This window comes from Thermocoleostomius sinensis A174 (assembly GCF_026802175.1).
Classification (GTDB): Bacteria; Cyanobacteriota; Cyanobacteriia; order Elainellales; family Elainellaceae; genus Thermocoleostomius; species Thermocoleostomius sinensis.
Window position 1 is genome coordinate 2,797,322 of the sequence record NZ_CP113797.1, and the last position, 24,752, is coordinate 2,822,073.

Here is a 24,752-nt window from a genome sequence, read left to right on the forward strand (position 1 = left end):
GTAGAGGGAATTAAGGAAATTAACTGAATCAATAACTGATCAATACGCCTAGGCAGCTTTTTAAAGCAACAGCAATTAGCGCTACCGATCGTAGCATTGACAATCATAGCGATTCTACAAGTCTCTTTTTAAGAGAATTACGGTGCTGCCTAATGAATAATGTCGAATTCTGTCCATCACTCTCCTAGTTAGAAGGAGTCAGAAGGAGCAGCTTCAGGAACGATGGAGGGCGGCTCTGATGAAAATGAACCTGGAGCGGTGTCAATGGAAGGCAGATCTTCTGCAAAGGGGGCTGGGGCCGCATAGGGGGCAGGTGGATCTTGCACAAAGGAATCCGTGGGCGGCGCTTCAAAGTTGTAGTCGTAGGTAGGTGCTTCTTGTACAAAGGAATCGGTGGGGGCTGGAGCGACCTCAGGGATGGGAGGAGCCTGGCCAAAACTGCCCGGCGATGGTATTTGAAAAACAGGGGCAGGCGGATCTTGGGCTACAGGTGCTGTTGTGGTGCTATCGCTAATGCCAGAACCAGCCTCGGTTGGGCGCTCGATCGGGCCAAGGGTACCTGCCTCTGGGGTTCCTTCTGGAGTTATAGCGATTCCGGTTTCCGCCGATGAGCTTGAAGATTGAGTGGCTTGTGCTGCTTCCTGAATGCGGCGGATTTGATACAGTGCATCCTCTACCCGATCGGCTCGTCCCTGCTGGGAAAACAGGTCGGCAGACTGCTGCAAATCAGCGATTGCGGCGTCAATGTTTCCCAAAACGGCTTGCCGGATACCGCGTCCGTAAAAAGCAGCAGCAAAACTAGGATCGATTTCTGTGGCTTTGGTGTAAGCCTCGATCGCTCCTTGATGATTGCCCTGAGTTGTCAGCACATTACCCAAATTGTGATATGCGACCGCATCATTAGGATCGCGTTGAATTGCCTGTTGATAGTCATTCAGGGCTGACTCGTAATTGCCGAGCCGTTCCCACACCAGCCCTCGGTTGTTGTAGCCATAGGAATCATTGGGATTCAGTTGCAATGCCCGAGTACAGGCGTCGATCGCTGCGTCGTATTGTCCTAAATTGCTGAGATTGTTGCACAAGCTAACAAACGCCGTGTAGTTATTGGGATTCAGTTCGGTGGCTTTGGTGCAGTCTTCCACCGCTTTTTGGTGTTCGCTCATCTGTCCCTGTGCTTGACAGCGGGCAATGTAGGCTTCGACGTACTCTGGATCAAGTTCGATCGCCTTGGTGACATCTTCAATGGCGCCACGCCGATCGGCCAAGCGAAATCGAGCGGCTCCACGATGGTAATAGGCATCCGCATTCGTGGGATTCAGTTGAATTTCTCGCGAACTTAAAACTACCGCTTGGGTGTAATAAGTATTGGCTTCTTCCCGGTTGCGTTGCTCGGTGTAAAAGTTACCCCAATTGAGGTGAGCGATCGCATTATCTGGATCAAGATCAAGTGCCCGTTGGCAGTCGGCTTCGGCGCGATCGTTATCTTCCAAGCGCAGATGCATTCCACACCGACGCGCATAGGCATCTGCATAGGCTGGATTAATCCGAATTGCAAGGTTATAGCGATCCAGAGCGGCTTTGATGTCACCAAACCTGGCTTTTTGTCGTCCTTGATCGTGAAAATAAGTTGCGACTCGATTTTTTTGACTATAGCCAATGCCTGCAAAACTGCCGAGGGTCACTAGGGCAATCGCCGTTGCGGCTAGAAACCGTTTCAGTCCAGACGGCACAGACGACCTAGCTGGAACCGTCCCCGCTGTTCCAGAGTTAGCGCTCGCATTCGAGGCAACAGCATTGACTTCACTCGATGTAGACGTTGCCTGCTCAGTCCTGGTTGCAGGCGATGCGGTAGCCAAAATGGTTGGAACCGCTGGGGGCATCGCCTGAATTTCTGGTAACACCGTTGTGGCTAGTCTATTCGGGACAAGTTCATCTAAATGAGTCAGATCGGCAAGAACCAAGGCAGCTGTGGCATATCGCTGTCGGTAATCCAGCCGTACCATGTTATCGATGACAGTGGCTAACGCTGGACTGACCGATCGTCGATGGCGCCATCTGACTTCACCGGGTGGATGGCTACTGGAATCTTTAAGCAACGAGATTTCATCGGCGGCCAAACCTAACAGGGCTTGAATGGCAATCATTCCCAGCGCATAAATATCGCTGTTGAACTGGGGTTGCCCGTTGAACTGCTCGATTGCCATATATCCAGGCGTGCCAATGGCGATCGTGGGGGTATGTTGCCCCAGCGCAATTTGCGTTCCCAGTTCTTTGACGGCTCCAAAGTCTATTAGCACCAGCTTATCGTCAGGTTGGCGACGCATCAGGTTGGCAGGCTTAATGTCGCGGTGAATGACGCCTTGTCCATGCACGAACACCAAAATTTCCAAGGCTTCTTTGAGAAACCGCACCACCTGATCTTCAGACCAGGGCACACCCGGAATCATTTCCTGCGTGAGCGGATGCCCCGGAATAAATTGTTCCACTAGAAAAAATTCTTGCCCTTCTTCGATATCAGCCAGCAATGTCGGAATCTGGTCATGATGTCCCAATTTTTCGAGAATTTCTGCTTCTTTTTTGAACAAGCGGCGAGCATGTTGCAAAGCTTGCGGGTTGCTGTGAGAGTAGCGCAGTTGCTTGATGACACAATAGGGATGCCCCGGACGCTTAGTATCCTTTGACAAAAACGTTTGCCCAAACGCCCCTCCGCCTAAGATTTTAATGACCTCATAGCGTCCGTCTACGATCACACCATTCATACGGCCACCTCAGCCCTTTTCAGTCAATACAACCTGCAAATTGGGTACACACAAGCCAACACAACGATCGTTTCAATATTGATTATGAGGAGAAATTTCACGCTATGCTTTGCAAATTCACTCCCACGTGTATTGACTTCCGACTGTTTTTCCAATATTCCGGATCGATTCAATAGACGGTAACACGTGCCAAGCCGTAACTAATGCAGCGGTGTTCCCGACTCGACTACCCGATCGCCAGGACTGACCTGAAATAAACAGCTACCTGCGAAAAACCCTAATATCAAACCAGAAGCGTGACCCACCAGGCTGACTTGGGGCGTAAACACATCAAAAACGACTTGCAGCACTACAATTAGCAAAACTAGCCGCAGCCGCCTTGCTGCAATTCTAGCTTTTTCCTGCCGCCAGCCTTTTAACAGGATGGCAGCCATGACGCCTAGTAGACCCATAATGGCTCCAGAGGCCCCGACGGCAAGCAGATCGGAAACCTGCGTCAGCATGGCCAAGGCAGCGATCGCTAACATAGAACCGATGCCACTAAAGAAATAGACCAGCAAAAACTTGAAATGGCCTAGGGTTGCCTCCACGAACCCACCGATTGCCAACAGCGCTATCATGTTTGCCAGCAAATGCACTGCACCATAGTGCAGAAACAGCGCACTGATCAGCCGCCACCAGTCGCTTGGCAAATTTTCGGGAACCAATGCCCCCATCCGATATAAGGTGGCCAGGTTTTCGCTACCGCCCCACCACATTTCTAATGCAAAGATCAAGCTATTCAACCCAATCAACCCATAAGTAACATACGGTTTGCTGCTTGTGCCATTGGCTCGGCCGCCATAGCGCGCTTCCTGTCGAATAGTTTGGGTAAGCTGAGTCAAGGTGTCTCGCGATTCGGCTGTGAGTTGCTGCAATGGGATCAGGGAATGCGACAGTCGCCAGGTGATGGCGTTGTACATAGATGGATCGCAGTGCTGTTGTAAAGTCAGCAAGGCCTCGCGGGACGATCGCTCATACCCTGCGGCCCAATCGGCTGTAGCCAGCCAAAACTGCCGCATCTCTGGGGAATAAATTTTTAAAGGCCCAGTTAGCAACTGCTGCACTAGTTGGGATTGCCCGCAAAAAGCCAGAACTAATAGCCGAGCCACATTGAGAGTAATCGCGTCGCTGCTTTTCTCAAACTGCTGTTCAAAAAGAGCCAGCGATCGTACCAATTCATTCACCTCTCCGGTTTCCCCCAGCGCCCGCAGGTAATGAAGAGCGATCGTCGAGTCGCGAAAAATTTTCTCCTCTGACCAGTTACAACGAATCCAGGTCAGCAGTTCGTCCCACTGTGCCCCCATCCGATAGAGAAACGCCGTTGCAATTCGCCCTGTAGAATTGGTGACCCTGCTATGGCGTTGAAACACCTGTTTAGCGGCTTCCAATTGATCTTGCTGCGCCAGTTCCAGCCCCAACAGCACATCTGGATACTCTAGCCAGCCATCAGCCGGATGCAGCCACCGCAACCGGGAGGCCAGTTTCCGAGCTTGACGATAGCGTTCTTGATAAAACAAGCGGTTTACCCTGGCAAATCCTATTAACGGCGTCGCCACAAACAGCGCCCAAAACCCGCCACTGATCCAACCCGCTCGATCGGGAACTACGACATACGCTACAACCAGAATGATCAAAATCACGCTGGAAACGATCAGCCAACCCCGAGGCAGCCGGGGCGATCGCAACAGCGAGAATAAGCAAGAGAAGAAAACAATTTGCAGCAGCAGAATGTTGAAACTCATGGGGTAGGGTGAAGATTGGGGGAAGGAAGGCTAAAGTATACAGGCTACAGGCTAAACGGAGAGTTGCACTACATCATTTATCCTTTCTTTCCTGATATCCCTTCCCATTATTCCTTACTCTCCACTGCCCTATCCCCCCATCCTTTATGATCAAAGGCAACCGTCTCAATTAGCATGACAAGCTATGGCTATAGTTTGGGAGTTGGATTTCTACTCGCGCCCAGTGCTGGATGAAAATCAAAAAAAGCTCTGGGAACTACTGGTGTGCGAAAGTCCGACGGATATTCGTACCAATCCTGACTCTTTGTTTCGCTACTCAGAGTTTTGTGCCAGTACCGAGGTCAACTCTGTACGACTGCGGCAAGCTTTGGAGCAGGCGATCGCCCAAGCGCCCAAGCCACCCGATCGCATTCGGTTCTTTCGCCGCCAAATGAACAATATGATCACCAAAGCCTGTGAAGACGCAGGCATTTCGGTCTATCCGAGTCGCCGTACGTTAGCGCTGAACCGTTGGATTCAACAACGACTGCGGGACGTTTATCCCACTCTGCCCAACTACCAAGCCAGCAGTAACCCGTCGGTGAACTTACCTGCTTCTCCACCACAACCGCTACCCGATGCGCTGCGCGGCGAAAAATGGATGTTAGTTACCTTACCTGCCTCTGCACTTGCAGAAATGCCAGAATGGGATATTTCGTTTGGTGAAGCATTTCCTCTAGAATTGGCAGAGGTGCCACCCGATACAGCCATTCCGGGGCTGATTATTTTCTCGTCGCGGGCCATGCCTCTAGCGGCTTGGATGTCGGGATTGGAATTGGCGTTTTTGAAGCTGAACCCTGAGCCGCCAGCCAAGTTAGTGTTGGAAACCGGAGCTAACGATGCCTGGATTTTAGCTAATGTGGCGTCCGCACCCTTGCAAATCGAAGCCCAAAATTTTGAACAAGCCAAGGAAAAAGCAAATTGGGTGCATTTCGTGGCGGTGCAATCAGACCCAAATGCCGAGTCGTTTGCCGGGTTTTGGTTGCTCCAGGAATTGAATCTACTCCATAGTGCATAAATTTCTACAAATGCCCTTGTCGCAGGGTGCAGGTGTGATGGTGAATTTATGATGGTGAATTGCCTAAAGTTGAGCTAGAGTAGCAGAAAAGGCGGCGTAACATCTAGACCTTTTCAGTTTCCTTGGAGGGTTATCTCCGAATTCGTTTTCTGATGTCTAGTGTAGCTGCGGAGTCTGCGGAGGAAAGTCAAAATGTGCATTTGTGTGAACTGCCATTATGTCGATCGCTGTACTACCTATCACGCCGTAGAACATCAGCATCAACAGCCCCATCTTACGGACTCTCCCACTTTTGAAGCAGTTGAACCCACCATCAATGTCAATATTCGTCAGAGGGATGACTTTATTGAAATGGAGTGGGATGTAGTGGGATGTTTGAGCTTTGAAGAAGAAGTGGGCAAGTGGTCGAGGTTGCGCCCAGGTGAGCTAGTGCCGACCTGACCTTGACGAGGGTAGGAGAGGTAGTCCGGCTGACCTTGCCTCTGAAACACCGTCATCCTAATAGTCGCAGTCCGGCCGATCGCACCACCTCGTAGGTTTGATTCATATTGGCATCAGGTGGGATGAAGACAATAAAGCCATCACGACCACGAGTGAGTAGCACCCGATAGCTGTTGAGTCGTAGCCGCAAGGGGTCGCGCACCTGTCGCTGCCGGGAAGTTGTTACCCAGGTGGACTCTTGCCAACGCAAATCATTCCCCCAGCCTATGATTGGCAAATCGAGTTCCAATCCCTGACAACCAAATTCGGTCACAACATCTGCGAAGGCGCAACAGGAAAGCGGCGAATCAGGCGGGTCGATATACCAAGGGCCAACTTTCACCCGCTGCGTTGCTTTGTAGTCGTTGGCGATGCCGTATTGGCTAAGGTTGTGGGCGCGAGACGAAGCCAGCAGTCCATAGCGTTTATTGGACTGTGTGACATAGCGATCGCGACAGTAGGTTTTAGCCGCCTCCAGATCGCGAGTCAGGTAGGCATCAAATCCGCTAGAAATGAGCGATGGCATCAATTGCGTTGCTGCCTCAAAGTTTCCCGACAGTAGATGAGCTACCCACGTTTGCACATCGCTAGCGAGATGGCTGCGCAGTGACGTTGTTAGATTAAACATCGGCTCGGCGTGGAGGCGATCAGGTGACACGGCTGTAAAGTGATGGGCTGGTTCAGGTGGACAATGCACATGCCACTCTGATTGAACTTGCATTAACCCCTGATTCCACTGTTCAATGCCATCTTCTTCGCCCACATGGATCTGTTGTCCTTCGCCAATTAGCCCAACCACTACTCCCCAATTGGGCGATCGTTCCGCAATGCTTAAGACTGTCCCGGCAGCAGCACTCTGGATACCATACTTCTCCGCCATTCGTTCCGCATCCCAGGCTCGTTGCGCTTCATCAAACACAATCAAATGTTCACGAGGAGCTTTCCGCTGACGCACTTCATGGTCGATGTAAAAATTTCGAGCTGCTTGCACGAATACTCGACTTTTAAGGGCATATTGCAACACCGCTACCAAGGGCGCATTCCCCGATAGAAATACAGCTTGCCGATCGCCTGATTGCAGATGCGCTTGGTAAACAAACTGAAGCCCCACCAACGTTTTGCCTGCCCCCGGCACCCCCGTGATCAATACTAGATGTCGTTCGTGGTGCTGTGCCGCTGTTTCAACTAATCGATTCAGATAGGCAATGAGATCAGGAATACCAGCGCTGCGGGCCCGTTTGATGTCAGGCAACGGCTCATGCTGAAAAATATGGCGGGCTGCCTGCACAATCGTCGGTAGGGGCTGATACTCTGCACTGAGCCACGCATCAGGATTGATGGGCGCGATCGATGCTGTGTTTGCGGCCAGTTGGCTGAGGTAATTGGCAATGTCATTGGGATTAAGAATCAATACCTCGTCTTGCCATCGGCTGCTTGCAGTGCACTGGGTTGGAATTAGAATTGCGCTGATGTGGTGATGGGCAGATGCACTGTGATATTCAGCCAAATCACGGGCATAGGCCGCCACTTGGTCTAGATCCGCTGTGGAAGGCGATCGTTTTTGCTTAAACTCAATCACCAAAATCTGATCAACCGCGAGGAGAATTAAATCAGGTCGGCGTCCCCCTTCGCGCGGCAATTCATACTCAAAGATCAACGTCCAATTGGCCGCGGCCGATCGAGTCTCAACAAATTGAGTGAGTTGGGACTGTAAAATCTCAGCACTATCTAGCCACGCTTGCCGCTGGGTTGCGGTGGGGCGCTGCCGGTAAAGCCGTTGGTAGGCGCTGCTGATCTTGTCCAACCAATCTGTAGGCAAAAGTTGGAGAAATTGGACGATCGAGCCTTGCCAACCATAGGGGGCAAACTCAGCAACAGAGGTAGGTTGCTGAGGATCAGGTTGAAAAAAAGAGAGTTGATTGACTGGTGGCATCGTTGATGAATGGGTTGCGATCAGAAGAGTTGGGCAGTAGAGGCAAATCTTTAGCAGCTCAAACGAGTCCAATTGATTAATTGTTGCAGAATATTAAGTTTTTCAAAGCTCTATGCAGTGAATTCAGAAATTTAGATTCGGTGATCACGTCAAACGATCGGCTAGCCACCACAGCACCGGAGACAGCAACAGGGCTGGCAAAAAAGAAGCAACGCGAATTTGAGCAATTTGCAGCAAACCAAGCCCTAATCCCAGAATCATTAGCCCGCCTACCCCCGTCAACAGCAAGACTGGAGGAGCCGTCGCCGGATCGGGCAAGGTTTGCGCTAAACTACCTGCCAGCAACGACAAGCCTCCTTGATATACCAAGATGACGAGAATTGAGAAACCGACGCCAATCCCATAGCTACTGGTGAGAGCGATCGCTGCCAGCCCATCCATAGCCGCTTTCAGCGTCAGCAAAGTATTGTCGCCTGTAAGACCGTTATTGAGGCTGCCAATCAACGTTAAGGGGCCAATGCAAAACAACAGACTAGCTGCCACAAAGCCTTCTGTGAAACTGCCCTTCCCCTTGAATCGTCGCTTCAACCAATTGCCAATTTTGGTCAGCCCTTCTTCCAATCGCCACCATTCGCCCAGTAGCCCGCCGACTACGATCGCCAATAACCCCACGATGACTCCATCGATTTGCCCCGCCTGCGCTTGTGTAAGGCTATTGGCCATCGTCAAACCGATAAATAGCGTTATCAACCCCAATCCTTGAGTAATAATTTGCTGCATTTGCGCTGGCAACCGACCACTCAGCGCTAATCCCAGTGCTGTTCCTAGTAATACTGTGATGGCATTGATCCACGTACCGCTGGTCTTTGCCCAAAAGTCGATCGACATAATGAAATGTCTAAAGGCTAAACTCTAAAGGCTCTCCTCTGCAACCTGGCACTTTCTTATTAGCCCTTAAAAAAAGGGAGCACCGTTGCCCCCTCTCCAAACCTAGATGTATTCAAAAATGCAGAAAAAACCGGATGGCGTTCCAGATATGTGGTCTCTATTCCCCCGGCTGTCGCCGTCCCCCTGATTCAGGAAGATTGTAGGGGATGCCAAGAGATGTCACCAGGCTTGAAACACCATTAAAAAACCGCACCGAAATCGGTCTTAGTAGGCTAGACCCATACTGCGGGTTGTTTCTGCGCCTAAATACACCCGAATGCTGAGGAAGTCTGTCGGACAAGCCGTTTCGCACCGCTTGCAGCCTACGCAATCTTCTGTGCGCGGCGAGGAAGCAATCTGCCCGGCTTTACAGCCATCCCAAGGAACCATCTCTAAAACGTCTGTTGGACAAGCACGAACACACTGAGTGCATCCAATGCAAGTGTCGTAGATCTTGACTGAATGAGACATTGATATAACGGCTCCAAACGACGTGATATTAAGGGCCGCCCCATGAGATTTGCGCGATCGGCTTAACCTCAAGAGTTGACCGGCTTTTGACGTTCTTTAATGTCGAAATCCAGTGTACAGCAAGGCTTTTACCTAGCCTTGAAAAACTTTAAAGAACGTAATATGGGGAGTGAGTGGGGAATGGGGAACAGGGAAGGGGAGTCAGGAGTCGGGTCAGGTTCATTCTGCGCATCCACTTATTCTCTCTTAACCTTTCTTCCTCCTTCCTCACTGCCTTCTCTAGATAGATGACAGCATCTGCCCCTCTCAGGTGAAATAAAACCAAAACTCGCGGAATCTGAAGCTATGGCACTCTTTGATCAAATTTTGGGCGCACTTAACAACCCAAATCAGCAAGCCAGCCCCGATCAACTCAGCAGCATTTTGGGAACGATGCAGCAGACATCTAACCAGCAGGGGATTGATCCAAACACTACACAAGCCGCTATGTCGGTCTTAGGGGGATTTGTGCGTTCGGCGTTACAGCAACAACGCCAAACACAAGGGCGAGCAAGAGCCGAGGCGATCGTGAATCAGTTTGCTGGAACGACCCCTAGTATGGCAGCCGTTCAAGCCCTATTTGGTATGAATGGGCAAAATCAAGTCGTTCAGGCGATTTCGCAACGAACAGGTATCCCACCGCAAACAATTCAAATCTTGCTGCCGATCTTAGTACCACTCGTATTAAATTTGTTGAAAACTGGAGCAAGTAATTCTAGTGCCTCTGCTACAACAACAACAACATCTCGTTCAAGTTCTAATTCTGTACTAGATTCATTTTTAGATTCAGATGGAGATGGTCAAGTGGATGTCGGAGACGCACTACGTTTAGCTGGGCAATTCCTCAATCAACGCCGATAAATTTCGTGAATTTAATGTTAATTCATTAGCAAATTTATTGAGTACCATTCATTGAGTTGATACCAGTCTTCTCATTTAATTCATTGCATCGATCGCAAGTCACTGTCTATTTGTACAGTGGCTTTCTTGTTTTGATTTTGGAGAAATTGTTTACTTTATCGTTGTCACAATTCTAGGTTTATTTCAAGCTAAAAACACCCCTTAAAATAGTTTTTTTTGCACCTATACAAAGCAATAAGTTTTTGCTCATTCGTATTCTAACTATCGGCATAGAAAAAGATAAACATTATAACTAGAAAGCGAAAGTTGAAGAAAAACAGCGATATGGCGTGTGGGCAATCATTTAAGCTATCTGACTGGATTAATTTCTGATTTTTAGCTCAATTCTTGTAAAATTCCCACTTTTACCTTCATGTTTGTAGAAAAAATTGATTAATTTACGAGCGCCAAAAAATGACACTATAAGACGAGTCACCCTGAAACAACGAGAAATTTCTTAACAACTGGAGTAGTTTAGGGTTGAAGGGAACAAAGTGTTATGTAGTTAACCAAGTAACGCAATAAAGATATCTCTCTTCAGATTTGGTGGATGAGTCAATTGAGCGATGAGCGAGGCAAATCAATTCTTTACTATGAAAACTAACAACTGATTTGAAGTTTTAGAGGATACAAAATGGCACTCTACAAGATCAGAGATTTCTATCCTGACTATCGCGATCTGTTTGGTGATCATGACATTCTAGGGTACGACCTTTATTCAGGAGACGAAAAGGTTGGTTCGGTTGATAATTTGTTAGTAGATGAAGATGGTAAATTCCGTTATCTAGTAATTGGAACAGGCGTTTGGATCTTTGGGAAGAAAGTGTTACTTCCCATTGGTCGGGCGCGTATGGATTACAACAACCGTCGGGTTTATGCTGATACCTTAACCCGCGAGCAGGTAGAAAATTTGCCTGAGTTCAATGAGGATGATGTCATCGATTACGACCAAGAGGAGCGTGTACGGGGCGTTTATCGTCCTTCAGCAGGCACAACGATGGCATCAGGGATGACTTCTGGTGCAGTGATGCCACCAGGAGACGTTCCAGTGGATACTGGTGCACCAATGGGAATGTCTGCACCTTTGACTGGAAACACAACCGATCGAGTAGACGATCGTCCCCTAGGTACCACTCCAACCTACGATCGTGACAGCTACCGCTATGACTACGATCCAGATTTGTACACCATGAACGAGCAAAATCATCAGCAATTGCGGCTGTATGAAGAGCGCTTGGTGGCAGACAAGACTCGGCATCGCACAGGTGAAGTTCGCGTTGGCAAGCGTGTTGAAACTGAAAACGCCCATGTATCTGTACCCGTTGAGCGGGAACGGGTTGTCATTGAGCGTAATGCACCAACGGATGCCAGAGCGACTACAAATCTAGGGGCGGACGCCTTTAATGAAGGTGAAGTTGCGCGTGTAGAGGTCTACGAAGAAACGCCGGATATCCGCAAGGAAACGTTTGTGCGGGAAGAAGTGAGTATACGTAAAGAAGTCGATCGCGAAACTGTGGAAGCCGATGAGCAACTCCGTAAAGAGCGCCTCGATATCGACAGTGAGGGCAATCCGGTTGTGCGAGATACTAACAACCCCTTAGATCCTCGTCGATAGAGCTTAGCTAATCGTTCCCTGTTGCGGATGCCTCTAGATCAGCTTTCTTGGCTTGATTGGTGCAACTTGGCTGGTAAAGGGCTAGTTCTATGAATCGACCTTGAATCTGATTTGATAGTGGGATAGTTCGAGACAAAAGCCATGTAGATAGATCTAAATCTCTGTCTGCATGGCTTCTAGTGCAAGCTTTACTCACGCAAACTCAAGTAACCAGTGTTAAAACGACCCATGCACGACCGTCATCCAGACCCGATCGCTCCGGTTAATTCTGCTTCCACGTCTATAGAGCCTCTTTCTCACAAACAAATTCAGCTATTAGAAGAGCGGCTGCGTGTAAACTTGCGTAAGCGCAAAGTGGGGGAAATTGTCCTTCGCAAAGAAATTGAAACGCAAATTGTTGAAATTCCAATTCGTCGCGAAAGACTAATTGTTGAACAAGTCGGCTCAGACCACAGACAACTTGCTTCGATCGATATTGGTAAAACTGAATTTACAGAGGCAGAAATTGCCGCTCTCATTCATCAATCCGATGAGGAGTTGAACTCGCTACCGTCAACCCCTGCCATTTCTGTGCAAGTGGCACATCAATTGCTCACTGATGTGCTCAGCAGACCAGGATATGAACAAACAAACATTCGACTTAGCTTTGAAGATCCGGAACTGCAATCAATTTATCAGCAATGGTTAGAGCGTCATTTGAGACCCATTTAAGCGATCGGTCGGATAGTTATCAATTAAAAAACCGCCCAGGCTGAAGCTTGGCGGCTCTAGTTAGACTTAAATAAATAAAGTAAAACAAAAGTAAAACAGTGGACGTTGCATTCCACTCGCCCTTCGGTTAACGGTTTGCTATGGCTGGCATTCCAAGCACGTCCTCAATTCGGGGCATTGCTTCGAGAGGAATGACACGACCTTCCTCTTCAAAGCCAGGAATTTGATCGAAGTTGAGGTATCGATACAGATCGGCGGCAAACGGATCGAGTTTATTGGTTATGATCTCCATATACTCCTCGATCGTAGGAATGCGTCCCAGAAGGGCACACACAGCCGCCAGTTCTGCCGAACCTAAATACACTTGTGCACCTTTGCCCATGCGGTTATTAAAGTTGCGCGTCGAGGTCGAAAACACCGTTACACCATCGGCCACTCGCGCCTGATTGCCCATGCAGAGGGAACAGCCGGGCATTTCGGTTCTGGCCCCAGCGGCAGCAAAAATGCCGTAATAGCCTTCTTCGCGTAGTTGCTTTTCATCCATGCGCGTAGGGGGACAAATCCATAGGCGTCCTTTCACAGGGCCCGCTCCTTCCAAGACTTTGGCCGCTGCGCGATAGTGACCAATGTTAGTCATGCAGGAGCCAATGAAGACTTCATGGATAGGATCGCCTGCACATTCCGACATCAGCTTTATGTTATCGGGATCATTGGGGGCCGCTACCAAGGGTTCTGTGATTTGATTGAGATCGACTTCAATTACATCAGCATAGTCAGCATCGACATCGGCTTCCATCAACACCGGATTCGCGAGCCATTGCTCCATCTTGGACACTCGCCGCAAAATGGTTCGAGCATCACCATAGCCCCGTGCCACCATGTTTTTCAGCAACGCCACGTTCGATCGCAGATATTCCGCCACGGTTTCAGGGCTAAGTTTGATAGTACAACCCGCAGCCGATCGCTCTGCGGTTGCATCAGTGAGTTCAAAGGCTTGCTCTAGTTTCAGATCAGGTAAGCCTTCCATCTCAATAATTTTTCCCGAATAGATATTTTGTTTATTTTCTTTAGCAACAGTGAGTTTACCTTGCTGAATCGCGACATAGGGAATGGCATTGACAATATCGCGCAGCGTTACACCGGGTTGCAGCGTCCCCTTAAACCGTACTAGTACTGATTCCGGCATATCTAACGGCATCACGCCCAAGGCTGCTGCAAACGCCACTAGTCCCGATCCCGCCGGAAAAGAAATCCCCAACGGAAAGCGCGTATGGGAATCGCCCCCCGTGCCCACCGTATCTGGCAGCAGCATCCGATTCAGCCAAGAGTGAATAATGCCATCCCCCGGTCGCAGAGAAACTCCACCACGAGAGGTAATAAAATCGGGCAATTCATGATGGGTTTTGACATCCACGGGTTTAGGATAGGCTGCTGTGTGGCAGAAGCTTTGCATGACTAGATCTGCCCCAAAGCCCAAGCAGGCCAATTCTTTCAACTCGTCGCGAGTCATAGGGCCAGTGGTGTCTTGAGAACCCACCGTTGTCATCATTGGTTCGCAGTAGGTGCCCGGACGCACGCCCGGCAATCCACAGGCTTTTCCTACCATCTTTTGCGCGAGGGTGAAGCCCTTTCCAGAATCGGGGGGCATCTGGGGACGAGTGAAGACGGTGCTTGGTTCCAATCCCAAGGCGGCGCGAGTTTTGTCGGTCAGCGTTCGACCAATTAAGAGAGGAATGCGACCACCTGCGCGCACTTCATCCAGAATGGTATCGGGTTTGAGGGTGAAGGTGGAAATTACCTCTCCCGCGTCGTTGGTGATTTCGCCCTTATAGGGATAGATCGTGATCACATCCCCTGTTTCCATCTTTGTCACATCGCATTCGATCGGCAGCCCGCCTGAATCTTCTACAGTGTTGAAGAAAATTGGGGCAATTTTGCCACCCAGTACATAGCCACCTGTGCGCTTATTGGGCACAAACGGAATATCCTCGCCGATGTGCCATTGCACTGAGTTCGTGGCCGATTTACGCGAGGAACCAGTCCCTACAACATCCCCCACATAGGCCACTGGATAGCCCTTCTGTTTCAGTTGAGCGATCGTTTCTAGCGCACCTGGCATGCGGCTTTCTAGCATTACAGTCGCATGTAGGGGAATGTCGGGGCGGGTGGTAGCGTGAGGAGCCGGGGAAAGATCGTCGGTGTTGGTTTCACCAGGAACTTTGAATACGGTGACAGTAATCGATTCAGGCAGTTGGGGGCGACAGGTAAACCACTCGGCATTAGCCCATGCATCGACGACTTGTTTAGCATAGACATTGCCGCTCTCGGCTAGCTCCAGGACATCGTGAAAGGCATCATACACCAACAGCGTTTTGCTAAGGGCAGCTACAGCGGCTGTCGCCAAGTCTGCATCGTCAGATTGCAGCAAATCTACTAGAGATTGGACGTTGTAACCACCCATCATCGTGCCCAATAGCTCTACAGCTTGCTTAGGTGACACTAGGGGACTGGTGGCTTCACCCTTGGCAAGGGCTGTCAAAAATCCGGCTTTCACATACGCCGCCTGATCGACCCCTGGAGGAATCCGATCGCGCAGCAGGGACAGAAGGGCTTCTTCCTCGCCTACTGGAGGATCTTTCAAAAGCTCACATAGAGCTGACGTTTGCTCAGCAGAGAGTGGCAAAGGCGGAATGTGTAGGGACGATCGCTCTGCAACATGATTCCGATAGGATTCCAACATTTCTTATACCTCTTCAGGCAGCAAAACTTTGTAGCCAGCCAATTTCAGCCTCTAGATTTTAAATCTTGGGTGGACGGAAATAAACGATAACCATCTGAGAGATCAGGAGATTCAGTCATTCCACGATCGCCCCAGTGCATTGCCAAACCGTCAAATGAGTATGACGATTGGAAACTTTACCCCAAATTCTTGGTCTAGCTGATTAGGCTAACTAGGTGTTACTTGACCACACTCTATAGATAGATCTACATTTCTACGGTAGCTTGCTGCACAGTTCGTTGAGTTAATTCTTCCATTGCTTTGTTGACCTGCTATTAAAGACTGAGAACTTGACAGCCATGCTGGAACCGTCTTTACCATAGGGCAGACTAAAGATGCAGATTCAAGATATGAGTCAGTAGAGTGGACACACTCCTACCAAAATCTATCAAAAATCTATCAAATGCGCTCCAGTTGTGGTGTTGAGGTAAAAGTAGTGAACGTTCGCGAATGGTTATGTTCAGCAATTCAGGGTGTTGTCCCCCATAGTCTTGCTAGCCGACGGGGGCAAACCCAGTTATTGCTATATTTTTGGGGCGCGATCGCGCTTTGGCTCTCGATCCATTCTGTCCCTAGAGTGGCTCAAGCAACAGATACTCAAGCAACGGATACTCTGGCGGGGATCGCTGAAGAACCAGACGCAACTCCGGTAGCTCCCTCTCAAGGGGCACGATCGTCTCAATTAAGCCTACGCCTCCATCCCGGCTTCTCTATTCCAGAGTTGCCTGACATTCAGCCGATTTTGCCCGAAGCCCAAACCATGCGCTTGGTGCTGAATTTAGGTGAGCGGCGCGTGTTTGTTTATGAAGGAGACGAGGTGAAGGCAAGTTATCCTGTGGCCGTTGGAAAACCCGGTTGGGAGACGCCGCCCGGAAGCTATCAAGTGATTTCGATGCTGCAAGATCCTGGTTGGATCAGCCCCTTCACCGGAGAAGAAATTCCGCCAGGGCCAGATAACCCCTTGGGCGATCGCTGGATCGGCTTCTGGACAGACGGGCGAAATTACATTGGATTTCACGGCACACCTAACCGCGAGTCTGTGGGGCAAGCGGCTTCCCACGGCTGCGTGCGCATGTTTAATGAACACATTCGACAGTTGTACGAGATGGTAGATATGGGAACACCCGTGATTGTGGAAAATTAGGGAATGGGAAGTCGGAAGTTGGGAGTCGGTAATTGTCTCACTCCTCATCCTTATCTTCCCAAAGCCTTGATCAACGCAGTTTCGGTACTTTCCGGGATTTCTCTGTATTCTTTGTACAAGTGTTAGAGTAGAGAGCAACGAGTATACCTAGATGCAACGGTAGGAAAGTTCCTAGCTATGCTAAATCGGATTGGCGGGCAATGGCAGGCTGGCGATGTCATCTTAGACTTGTACAAAGTAATCAGCATTCTGAGTCAAGGTGAATTTGGCGAAGCGTACAAGATCCGACATTTGGGCTGGGATATCGATCTGGTTGTTAAAAGCCCAAAACCAGCAATTGTAGAAGCGTTAGGGGTTGATCAGTTTGAGCAAGATATCGACGCCTGGGTTCAATTAGGGACGCACCCCCACATTGTTAGTTGCTACTATGTGCGACGGGTGAATAATAGTCCTCTAGTGTTTTCTGAGTATGTCGCCGGGGGCAGTTTGCATGATTGGATTCAAAGTCGGCAGTTGTATGCTGATGGCACCACTCGATCGCTGCATCGCCTTCTGGACATTGCTATTCAGTTGGCTTGGGGGTTGCACTATGCCCACGATCGCGGGGTGATTCATCAAGATGTCAAACCCGAAAATGTATTGATTGGCTCTACGGGTGTGGCTAAGATCACAGACTTTGGCTTGGTCAATGCTAACGCAATCGCCAGTAGCCTCAGCGTCAGACAAAACTTGGGGGGTGCCAATACCCTGCTGACGGAAAATCGGGGCGTGGTGACGGCCGCCTATTGCTCACCCGAACAAGCCAGTCAAACGGTGTTGAGCCGGCGCTCGGATCTATGGAGTTGGGGCTTGACAGTCCTGGAAATGTTTGCTGGAAAGCGCACCTGGACATCGGGGGTGGTGGCCGCACAAACCCTCGATCGCTATCTTCAATCCAACCACGAGTGGCATTTGCCGCGAATGCCCGCTCCTGTGGTGGCGCTATTGCAGCAGTGTTTTCGCGAAAATGCGGATGAGCGGCCTCACACGATGTTGGATGTGGCCCAGTCGCTTCAGCAGGTCTATCAACAGGTGACAGGCGAAAGCTATGGTCGGCAACTGCCGGATGAATCGCATGGGGCAGATGGGCTAAATAATCGAGCGGTGGCCTTGTGGGATTTGGGCCATCATGAGGAAGCAGTGCAGCTTTGGGAACAAGCTCTTGCAACTCAACCGCAGCATCAAGAAGCACTGTATAACCGTGGGCTGGTGCTGTGGCGATCGGGGCAACTGAAAGATGACACGGCGCTCTTGACGCAACTGCAAGCCAGTCGAACTCAGCCAGCCGATTGGAATGTTGATTACTTGTCAAGCTTGATTTACCTTGAGCAAGGCGATTACCAAACAGCATTGTCTATCTTGGAAACTCTCCGCACGGCTGGTGTCCGATCGGAACGGGTAGATGCGACGTTTGCGGCCGCCCGGGAGCGATCGCGACTAGCAGCCCGCCATCTACCAGACTCGGAGCAGTTGCAGCAGTACGCCCACCGGGATGTCACCTCTGTGGCGTTGAGTCCCGATAACCGCTATGCCATTACGGGCAGCGACGACAAAACCGTGCGACTGTGGGATGTCGCCTCCGGCCGCTGTATTTGCACCTTCCGGGGCCACAAAGCTGGAGTATCTTCGGTGGCCTTTAGTCCTAACGGCAACTACATTCTTTCAGCTAGCTGGGATAAAACTATCAAGCTATGTGAAATCGTCACTACGAGCTATGTCCGCACGTTTAAAGGACATTGGGGGGCGGTACAGTCGATCGCCTTTAGCCCCGATGGCTATTACTTTTTATCGGGTAGTGATGACAAAACTCTAAAACTCTGGGAATTGACGACCGGGAAATGCCTGCGTACATTCCGAGGTCATCGCAGTCGTGTGTCTTCGGTTTCCTTTAGCCCCGATGGACGCTATGCCTTGTCTGCCAGCGATGACAAAACCCTGAAACTTTGGGAAATTGCTTCGGGTCGCTGTGTTCGCACCTTTGAAGGGCATACCGCCTATGCCACCTCGACGCTCTATAACTTCGATCGCTACTGCATTTTGTTTGGTAGCCCTATGCAGATGTTGGAAGTGTCGAGCGATCGAATTATTCGCACCTTCGATGGACACCAACTGTGGGTGAGAACGGCCGTGTTTGAGCGAGACGGCCGCTACATCCTCTCTGGCAGTGACGATACGACGGTTAAACTCTGGGAAGTGTCCACAGGTCGCTGTTTACGCACGATGACAGGCTATACACAGCCAATCCGCTCGGTTGTCCTTAGTGTAGATGGGGCCTATGCCCTAGCGGCAGATTCTGAACAGGTGAGGTTATGGGCAGTCAACTGCAACACGTTACCATACCAGGCTCCATTGCGCTTATCGCAGTCAAAAACCCAGGAGATGGTGGTATCCAGCAATCAGTCCTATGGGCAAGAATTGGCACAGGCTCAAATGGCCCGTGAGCAAGGCGATATGATCAGTGCGGCACAACACCTGCGCAAAGCTCGATCGCAGCCTGGCTATAATCGCAGTTCCGATGCGCTGGATGCTTGGCTCAGTCTCTATCGCTACTTACCGCGCCGCGATCTGACAAATGGCTGGGAACTGTCCAGTTTCGATCGCCATGCTGATGCAGTCTATGGAGTGGTGTTCAGTCCCGATAGTTCCTATGCCCTGTCTGCTAGCGGTGACGGCACTATTAAGCTGTGGGAAGTTTCCACGGGGCGAGCACTGCGCAGTTTTGAAGACCATCGCGATCGGGTCAATGCCATTACCCTCAGCCCCGATGGCAACTATGCTTTGTCCGGCAGCAGCGATACCACCCTGAAGCTGTGGCAGGTGATGACTGGCAGTTGTTTGCGCACCTTACGCGAACATACCGATGCTGTCTATGCGGTGGCCTTTAGCCCTGATGGTAGCTATGCGCTATCAGGGAGTGCCGACTGTACATTGAAACTGTGGGATGTCACCAGCGGACGCTGTTTGCGCACCTGGGATGGGCATCGGGACAGCATCAATGCCGTCGCCTTTAGCCCTGATGGTAGCTATGCGCTATCAGGGAGTGCCGATTACACCTTAAAGCTGTGGGATGTGGCGCATGGCACATTTGTGTGCAACTACGAAGGGCATCATGACGCGGTGCGCTCGGTCGTATTCAGCCCGGATGGGCATTATGCATTGTCAGCCAGCGATGATGCTACGTTGAAACTATGGGAAGTGTCGTCGGGACAATGTGTGCGTACACTCGAAGGTCATACCGGAGCGGTGCGATCGGTGGTGTTTAGTCCCGATGGGCACTTTGCCTTATCAAGTAGCCACGACAAAACCCTGAAGATTTGGGATATTTCTACCGGGCAATGTTTACAAACCCTCGAAGGTCACACTGGAGCTATCCGATCGGCAGTCTTTAGCCCCGACGCTCGTTATGCGCTCTCGGGTGGAATGGATCGAAGCTGCAAACTGTGGCTTTTGGACTGGGATTTGACCAATCAACCACCCGCAAAGTGGGATGAGAAAGCCCGCCCCTATTTACAAACTTTTCTTACCTTGCACACCCCCACCGTCGGCAGCTTGCCCCAGACCCGCGAAGCTAGTCAGCAAGAAATTACGGATGCTCTCACCCGTCAAGGATTGCCCGCTTGGACAGAGGCGGACTTTGGAGCGTTGATGTATCAGCTAAGCTGTGCTGGGTTTGGCTGGCTGCAACCGGATGGAGTGCGACAACAGTTGGCTCAGATGGCGGTGACAGCAAACTCGCTGGCTCCTGCTCGATCGGAGGAACCAGACAAAGTAGACCGCACGGCCTTCGCTACCGACTATGACACGGCCTTCGCCACGGCTGTTGTGGAACCAGGGCAAACCATAAAAGTGGTGCTGGCTGTCACCGAGGGCAGCCTTAAAGGACAAGAGTATGAATTTGGCGATCGCACTACCTGCGTCATTGGTCGAGCGAAAGACTGTAACCTACAACTGCCCAATGACGAATATCATAAAACAATTTCGCGCTATCACTGCCTGCTAGACATTAATCCTCCTGCCATCCGTATTCGCGATTTAGGTAGCCTGCACGGAACCTATGTTAACGGTCAAATGATTGGCCGGCGATTGCCCAATCAAACGCCCGAAGAAGTGGCACAAATGAATTTTCCAGAGCATGATCTGAGCACTGGTGATGAAATTAAACTGGGCAAGACAGTCTTTCGAGTTCGAGTGGACGGCGCGATTGATGAAGCGAATATGCCCACCTCGATCGCACCACCCCTAGACCAAATGGATCAAACCGTGCTGGGTAATCCAGTCGCTAAGTCGCCAAATGTCTCGATTCCGCAAGCACTGTCCGATCGTCTTGCGGCTGAATCGCTCTCGGCAAACCATTATGCCGTACATGCATCTGCGATGGAGCAGATCAATGCATCCGATGCCATTGAGGCTCAGGACACTCCCTTGCCCTTAGTCGAGGGTTACACCATTCTCAGGCAAATTGGAGCCGGAACTACAGGGGTGGTGTACTTAGCGCTAAGCCACCAACTGGAAGAACGAGTGGCGCTGAAGATCCTGACTCCTAAAACCGTCGTACGATCGACAGTCATCGATTTGTTCTTGCAAGAAGTGGAAAACACGAAGGTTTTACAGCACCAAAACATCGTAAAACTGCTAGAGTCTGGCTATGTGGATGGCAAGTTTTTCTTCGCGCTGGAATATTGCGATGGTGGCAGTGTTGCCGATCTGATGCAGCAACGTGGCGGGCGCTTGTCAATCGATGAAGCCATGCCAATCATCCTGCAAGTCCTAGAGGGGCTGGAATATGCTCACAATATTGAGGTTCCTAATACGAACCACAATGGCGCCAAAACGCTGCCTTTAGTCCATCGGGCACTCAAACCAGCAAACTTGTTACTGACCTATGCTCCCGGAGCACGCATCGCCAAAATTGCCGAGTATGGGTTGGCTAAGGCATTTGATCAAGCTGGGCTGGGGGGGCTATCCACTAGTGGCAGTACGGTAGACATGACACGGTTTATGCCGCGACAACAGGCGGTTAATTTTAGGTACGCCAGCCCTGAAGTCGATGTTTGGGCCTGTGCTGCCTGTCTCTATTACATGCTGACCGGTAACTATCCCCGTGACTTTACAGGAAAAGATCCCTATCTGGCCGTTCTGCAAAACCAACCTGTGCCGATCAATCAGCGCCATGTTGCCATTCCTCCAGCCCTGTCTGAGGTGATTGATTATGCGTTGGTTGATAATCCAGAGATTCAGTTTAAAACCGCTAGGGCGTTTAAAGAAGCTTTGAAGCGGGTGGTGTAGCCACTGGACACCAGACTGCTTTCGCAACATCGAGAAACGCGAAGGTAGCACTGGGTAATAGGCTGTTGGCTAAAATGGCGACTCCAATCACCCGCTCTAAGGGAACGGGTAAGTGTTTTACCTGAATTTCGTCAGGAATCGGCTCTGCCACAAGACGGGCTATGATAGCGGCTCCTAGTCCTTGCTGAATCATGCTGGAAATGGTGGAGTCTTCCCGAACCCTGTAGGCAATCTGTCGCGTTTGACCAAACTGAGCTAGATGCTCATCTACTACCCGATTGTGATGAACACTACGCTGATTGATGATCATGGGTAATTGAGCGAGTTGTTCCCAGGTTAGCGGTCGATCGTCTTTGTCAGTGGTAGGCGGCAAAAGCACCACAAACTCATCGTAAAACAAGATCCAGGTATCAAATTCCGGGGCTGTGGGCAACACTGTGAAGCCAATATCGGCTTGTCCATCGCGCAGCGCTTGTTCCACTTCCAAGTAACGATCGTATTCCACCAGCACCACCTGAACCATAGGAAACTTGCGGCAAAACTGAGCAATGACTTTGGGCAAAATATGAGTGGCAATGCTGCGTACAGCGGCCACCCGCACCTGTCCACTTTGTAGCCCTCGATCGAGATTGGCTTTCGTTGCAATTGATTCCAATAACCCTAAGATCTGCCGCGCATCCGAAAGAATCTCTTGTCCGATCGGCGTTAACGTCGCTCCGTGCCGTCCTCGCATCAGTAACAGCACCCCCAGTTCTTCCTCCAACGTAGCAATGGCATGACTGACAGTAGATTGAGAAACCCCTAGGTCTAGCGCAGCCGCACTAAAGTTTTGGCAAGTTGCCACAGCGACAAAAGCTCGAAGCTGAGAGATTTTGAGGTTAATTTCGCTCATACACCATCCCATTCTTCCTCTTCATTCATACAAATCCTGTTTCTATCGATCTATCGATGAGATCGATACAACCCATCTAAACCATCCGTTGTTTAACGATTGCATTGATTTTAGGGTGAATAAGGATTGTAAGAACGATTTATGAATTACCCAGTTCTTTGTCAATTGACCAATAATAACTAACAGAGGAGGCAGACATGACAGTTAATCATGATTGTAATCAAGATAATTTTTTGACTAAATTCGGTACCAGTTTTAATAAATATACCGATAAACGCATTGTCATTCGTTGTGCAGCAGTCGATGATGTACCAGTAATTCTGAAGCTAATTCACCAAAAAGCCGAATATGATGGCTGTCCTGACTTGGTAACAGCCACCGCCGAGCACCTGCACGCTGATCTATTTGGAGCTAAAAGATCAGAGATTGTTTTGTTAGTTGAAATTGAGGATACGATTGCTGGATTTGCTACCTATTATTTCACCTATTCCTCATTTCTATCCAAGCCAGGAATCTGGTTGGACGATCTCTATTTAAGACCCGAATTTCGTGGGCAAGGAATTGGGCAAACACTCATGCAGCAGCTTTGTTACATCGCTCAGCAAAGTGGCTGCGAACGAATGGACTGGACAGTTGCAACACGTAACGATCGCGGCATAAAGTTTTACCAAAAAATGGGCGCTACGATAATAGAGACTGTACGGTTGTGTCGTCTAGACAAACAGGCGATCGCTCGACAGGCGAAGGAAACCCCAGGCGTACATTCATGAATTGCTAGCGCATTGATTGAAACCCTATTTATTTTGCTGCCCTATTACGATTGTTGTTATTGATTGTTGTTATCGCTGTAACACTTTGATAGGGTAGGCAAGACCTACCCCAGAAAGTGTGTTGCTTCTCCCGCCTTAATCCCAAGCACTCCGCATTCTTTCTCGTCGTTTTAAGGCAGCTAACATTTGCTGCTTAACGGCACCTGCCCACTGATCAAAGTTGAAGGTGGGATCAGTAGCTCCAACGGTGGTTCGTTCAACAGAGGATGCGGTTGTTTTTTCCGATCGGGAGGTATTGCTCATCGTAAACCTGCTTTTCATAAAACAAGACATATAAGACTAGTCTGCCCTAATCTACCCCCCTAAAGTCCAGTGTTTTTAGCACAATTTTGCTTCAGCTATGCATAGGCTGCATGAGATTTCTGCATTTTCTGCATAAGAAAAGCTCACATAAAAAATAAGTCCTCCTAATGGCATAGATTCTGTGCTATGTGGGCTAACCCAAAAGAAGGACTTGAGTAGGATGAGGGTAGTTTGAGCCATCATTGAGCCTGTTCAAACAGTCTAAGAGATTGTTTGTTCAGGGTCGCTTAATTGGTCGAGTCACTCGTACCTGAATCGGAATTCGGCGATGGTATAGTCGGAGTCGTGAGATCAGGTAGCTCCAGAGGGCTGGGATTGACTGGGTCAAATTCGGGTAAGGAGGGAGTTGCCTCGCTTCCTGGCGTTAACTCGGGTAATTGAAATGGCTGTCCATCAGCACTGGCGGGCAACGTTGCCAACGCGACTCGGCTTCCCCCCACCGATCGCAGCAAATCTAGTACCTGAACCACATCGTTGTAACTGGCAGCCCGTGAAGCATACAGCACAATTAGCCCATCGGCACTGGTTTGACGAAAATTCAATAAAGCATCGTAAAGTTGCTGGCGTGAGACAGGTTGCTTTTCGATGTAAGTCTGACCGATCGGATCAACACTAACAATCAACAGTTCTCGCAGTTGAGTTGCTCCAGTGTTAGCGCGAGGAAGATCGACATTGATGGCGGTTTGCCGGGTGAGGGTGACAGCCGCCAAGATAAAAAATGTCAGGATACAGAAGATGACATCGATGAGCGGAACTAGCTCAATTCGGACTTCTTCTTCAGGATTTTCGTAATTCCACTTCAT

At 49.9% G+C, this 24,752-nt stretch carries 17 protein-coding genes; 8 read left to right on the top strand and 9 right to left on the bottom strand.

Annotation, left to right across the window (positions count from 1 at the left end):
- Positions 1-188: 188 nt before the first annotated feature.
- Together OXH18_RS12075 and OXH18_RS12080 are read right to left on the bottom strand one after the other, a co-directional pair.
- Positions 189-2,759, bottom strand: a complete 2,571-nt coding sequence (locus OXH18_RS12075; protein ID WP_268613029.1) for a serine/threonine-protein kinase — start codon at positions 2,757-2,759, stop codon at positions 189-191.
- 200 nt (positions 2,760-2,959) lie between these two features.
- Positions 2,960-4,543, bottom strand: a complete 1,584-nt coding sequence (locus tag OXH18_RS12080) for a rhomboid family intramembrane serine protease (protein ID WP_268613030.1) — start codon at positions 4,541-4,543, stop codon at positions 2,960-2,962.
- A gap of 184 nt (positions 4,544-4,727) precedes the next feature.
- Here OXH18_RS12080 and OXH18_RS12085 point away from each other — a divergent pair, with 184 nt between their 5' ends.
- Together OXH18_RS12085 and OXH18_RS12090 are read left to right on the top strand one after the other, a co-directional pair.
- The gene (locus OXH18_RS12085; protein ID WP_268613031.1) at positions 4,728-5,600 is read left to right on the top strand and encodes a Tab2/Atab2 family RNA-binding protein; all 873 of its coding nucleotides are present in this window, start codon (positions 4,728-4,730) and stop codon (positions 5,598-5,600) included.
- 192 nt (positions 5,601-5,792) lie between these two features.
- Positions 5,793-6,041 carry a Ycf34 family protein gene (locus OXH18_RS12090; protein WP_268613032.1) on the top strand — a complete coding sequence of 83 codons (249 nt, stop codon included), beginning with the start codon at positions 5,793-5,795 and terminating at the stop codon, positions 6,039-6,041.
- A gap of 52 nt (positions 6,042-6,093) precedes the next feature.
- On the opposite strand, the gene OXH18_RS12095 is transcribed toward OXH18_RS12090, so the two are convergent.
- From OXH18_RS12095 to psaC, 3 genes are all read right to left on the bottom strand, one after another.
- Entirely contained in the window at positions 6,094-8,013 is a 1,920-nt protein-coding gene (locus OXH18_RS12095) for a DNA/RNA helicase domain-containing protein (RefSeq protein ID WP_268613033.1), read from the bottom strand.
- Between the two features lie 144 nt (positions 8,014-8,157).
- Complete coding sequence (locus OXH18_RS12100; RefSeq protein ID WP_268613034.1) at positions 8,158-8,901, bottom strand: DUF554 domain-containing protein; 744 nt, start codon at positions 8,899-8,901, stop codon at positions 8,158-8,160.
- A gap of 264 nt (positions 8,902-9,165) precedes the next feature.
- A complete protein-coding gene (psaC, locus tag OXH18_RS12105; protein WP_006515950.1) occupies positions 9,166-9,411 on the bottom strand; it encodes a photosystem I iron-sulfur center protein PsaC in 246 nt (81 codons plus the stop codon).
- A gap of 345 nt (positions 9,412-9,756) precedes the next feature.
- Between psaC and OXH18_RS12110 the strand changes: the two genes are divergently transcribed.
- The 3 genes from OXH18_RS12110 (at position 9,757) to OXH18_RS12120 (ending at position 12,676) form a co-directional block, all read left to right on the top strand.
- Positions 9,757-10,311, top strand: a complete 555-nt coding sequence (locus tag OXH18_RS12110; RefSeq protein WP_268613035.1) for a DUF937 domain-containing protein — start codon at positions 9,757-9,759, stop codon at positions 10,309-10,311.
- 673 nt (positions 10,312-10,984) lie between these two features.
- Positions 10,985-11,965, top strand: coding sequence for a DUF2382 domain-containing protein (locus OXH18_RS12115; protein WP_268613036.1), 981 nt, complete (start codon positions 10,985-10,987; stop codon positions 11,963-11,965).
- Positions 11,966-12,193: 228 nt separating this feature from the next.
- Positions 12,194-12,676 (top strand): DUF2382 domain-containing protein, encoded by a 483-nt coding sequence (locus tag OXH18_RS12120; protein WP_268613037.1) that lies wholly within the window; start codon positions 12,194-12,196, stop codon positions 12,674-12,676.
- Between the two features lie 127 nt (positions 12,677-12,803).
- On the opposite strand, the gene acnB is transcribed toward OXH18_RS12120, so the two are convergent.
- On the bottom strand, positions 12,804-15,416 hold the full coding sequence (gene acnB / locus OXH18_RS12125) for a bifunctional aconitate hydratase 2/2-methylisocitrate dehydratase (protein WP_268613038.1): 2,613 nt from the start codon (positions 15,414-15,416) through the stop codon (positions 12,804-12,806).
- A 475-nt stretch (positions 15,417-15,891) separates the two neighbouring features.
- Between acnB and OXH18_RS12130 the strand changes: the two genes are divergently transcribed.
- Positions 15,892-16,599 carry a L,D-transpeptidase gene (locus OXH18_RS12130; protein WP_268613039.1) on the top strand — a complete coding sequence of 236 codons (708 nt, stop codon included), beginning with the start codon at positions 15,892-15,894 and terminating at the stop codon, positions 16,597-16,599.
- A gap of 177 nt (positions 16,600-16,776) precedes the next feature.
- The gene (locus OXH18_RS12135; protein ID WP_268613040.1) at positions 16,777-21,924 is read left to right on the top strand and encodes a protein kinase domain-containing protein; all 5,148 of its coding nucleotides are present in this window, start codon (positions 16,777-16,779) and stop codon (positions 21,922-21,924) included.
- On the opposite strand, the gene OXH18_RS12140 is transcribed toward OXH18_RS12135, so the two are convergent.
- Positions 21,896-22,816, bottom strand: coding sequence for a LysR family transcriptional regulator (locus OXH18_RS12140; RefSeq protein WP_268613041.1), 921 nt, complete (start codon positions 22,814-22,816; stop codon positions 21,896-21,898). The genes OXH18_RS12135 and OXH18_RS12140 overlap by 29 nt on opposite strands.
- Positions 22,817-23,013: 197 nt before the next feature.
- On the opposite strand from OXH18_RS12140, the gene OXH18_RS12145 reads away from it, so the two are divergent.
- Positions 23,014-23,586 carry a GNAT family N-acetyltransferase gene (locus tag OXH18_RS12145; RefSeq protein WP_268613042.1) on the top strand — a complete coding sequence of 191 codons (573 nt, stop codon included), beginning with the start codon at positions 23,014-23,016 and terminating at the stop codon, positions 23,584-23,586.
- Between the two features lie 135 nt (positions 23,587-23,721).
- On the opposite strand, the gene OXH18_RS12150 is transcribed toward OXH18_RS12145, so the two are convergent.
- Together OXH18_RS12150 and OXH18_RS12155 are read right to left on the bottom strand one after the other, a co-directional pair.
- Positions 23,722-23,889: a hypothetical protein gene (locus OXH18_RS12150; protein ID WP_268613043.1), complete on the bottom strand. Its 168-nt coding sequence runs from the start codon at positions 23,887-23,889 to the stop codon at positions 23,722-23,724.
- 287 nt (positions 23,890-24,176) lie between these two features.
- On the bottom strand, positions 24,177-24,752 hold the full coding sequence (locus tag OXH18_RS12155) for an ExbD/TolR family protein (RefSeq protein ID WP_268613044.1): 576 nt from the start codon (positions 24,750-24,752) through the stop codon (positions 24,177-24,179).

What these genes read in the sequence shown, in the direction of transcription:
- OXH18_RS12075 (WP_268613029.1), bottom strand. Translation starts at nt 2,759, where the DNA reads ATGAATGGTGTGATCGTAGACGGACGCTATGAGGTCATTAAAATCTTA.
- OXH18_RS12080 (WP_268613030.1), bottom strand. Translation starts at nt 4,543, where the DNA reads ATGAGTTTCAACATTCTGCTGCTGCAAATTGTTTTCTTCTCTTGCTTA.
- OXH18_RS12085 (WP_268613031.1), top strand. Translation starts at nt 4,728, where the DNA reads ATGGCTATAGTTTGGGAGTTGGATTTCTACTCGCGCCCAGTGCTGGAT.
- OXH18_RS12090 (WP_268613032.1), top strand. Translation starts at nt 5,793, where the DNA reads ATGTGCATTTGTGTGAACTGCCATTATGTCGATCGCTGTACTACCTAT.
- OXH18_RS12095 (WP_268613033.1), bottom strand. Translation starts at nt 8,013, where the DNA reads ATGCCACCAGTCAATCAACTCTCTTTTTTTCAACCTGATCCTCAGCAA.
- OXH18_RS12100 (WP_268613034.1), bottom strand. Translation starts at nt 8,901, where the DNA reads ATGTCGATCGACTTTTGGGCAAAGACCAGCGGTACGTGGATCAATGCC.
- psaC (WP_006515950.1), bottom strand. Translation starts at nt 9,411, where the DNA reads ATGTCTCATTCAGTCAAGATCTACGACACTTGCATTGGATGCACTCAG.
- OXH18_RS12110 (WP_268613035.1), top strand. Translation starts at nt 9,757, where the DNA reads ATGGCACTCTTTGATCAAATTTTGGGCGCACTTAACAACCCAAATCAG.
- OXH18_RS12115 (WP_268613036.1), top strand. Translation starts at nt 10,985, where the DNA reads ATGGCACTCTACAAGATCAGAGATTTCTATCCTGACTATCGCGATCTG.
- OXH18_RS12120 (WP_268613037.1), top strand. Translation starts at nt 12,194, where the DNA reads ATGCACGACCGTCATCCAGACCCGATCGCTCCGGTTAATTCTGCTTCC.
- acnB (WP_268613038.1), bottom strand. Translation starts at nt 15,416, where the DNA reads ATGTTGGAATCCTATCGGAATCATGTTGCAGAGCGATCGTCCCTACAC.
- OXH18_RS12135 (WP_268613040.1), top strand. Translation starts at nt 16,777, where the DNA reads ATGCTAAATCGGATTGGCGGGCAATGGCAGGCTGGCGATGTCATCTTA.
- OXH18_RS12140 (WP_268613041.1), bottom strand. Translation starts at nt 22,816, where the DNA reads ATGAGCGAAATTAACCTCAAAATCTCTCAGCTTCGAGCTTTTGTCGCT.
- OXH18_RS12145 (WP_268613042.1), top strand. Translation starts at nt 23,014, where the DNA reads ATGACAGTTAATCATGATTGTAATCAAGATAATTTTTTGACTAAATTC.
- OXH18_RS12150 (WP_268613043.1), bottom strand. Translation starts at nt 23,889, where the DNA reads ATGAGCAATACCTCCCGATCGGAAAAAACAACCGCATCCTCTGTTGAA.
- OXH18_RS12155 (WP_268613044.1), bottom strand. Translation starts at nt 24,752, where the DNA reads ATGAAGTGGAATTACGAAAATCCTGAAGAAGAAGTCCGAATTGAGCTA.